This is a genomic window from Streptomyces sp. UNOC14_S4, assembly GCF_020740835.1.
In the GTDB taxonomy this organism is placed as follows: Bacteria; Actinomycetota; Actinomycetes; order Streptomycetales; family Streptomycetaceae; genus Streptomyces.
This window is the reverse complement of the sequence record NZ_JAINFC010001045.1, coordinates 1-625: the sequence shown is the minus strand read 5'-3', so window position 1 is coordinate 625 and position 625 is coordinate 1. Positions and strand designations below refer to the sequence as shown.

1 protein-coding gene is annotated in these 625 nt (G+C 73.6%); it reads left to right on the top strand.

Annotation, left to right across the window (positions count from 1 at the left end):
- A partial coding sequence (galT, locus tag K6I34_RS37815) for a galactose-1-phosphate uridylyltransferase (protein ID WP_229332519.1) occupies positions 1-625 on the top strand: 625 nt, incomplete at both ends.

The window sequence follows — 625 nt, the reverse complement described above, 5'->3', positions numbered from 1 at the left end:
CTGTGCCCCTCGCGGCCCGGCAGCCCCACCGAGATCCCCGCCGCCGACTACGACGTCGCCGTCTTCGAGAACCGCTTCCCCTCCCTCGCCGGGGACGCCGGGCGCTGCGAGGTCGTCTGCTTCACCCCCGACCACGACGCCTCCTTCGCCGACCTGGGCGAGGAGCACGCCGCCCTGGTCGTCGCCGCCTGGACCGACCGCACGGCCGAACTCTCCCGACTGCCCTCCGTGGCCCAGGTCTTCTGCTTCGAGAACCGCGGCCGGGAGATCGGCGTGACCCTCGGGCACCCGCACGGCCAGATCTACGCCTACCCGTTCGTCACCCCGCGTACCGAGCGCATGCTCGAATCGGCCGCCGCGCACCACCGGCGGACCGGCGGCGGGAACCTCTTCGACGCCACCGTGGCCGCCGAACGCGCCGACGGCCGCCGGATCGTGCTCGACACCGACCACTGGACGGCCTTCGTGCCGTACGCGGCCCACTGGCCGTACGAGGTGCACCTCCACCCCCGGCGCAGGGTGCCCGACCTGCCCGCGCTGGACGGCGCGGCGCGCACCGCCCTTCCACAGGTCTACCTGGAACTCCTGCGGCGCTTCGACCGGATCTTCGAGAAGAGGGAGGGGG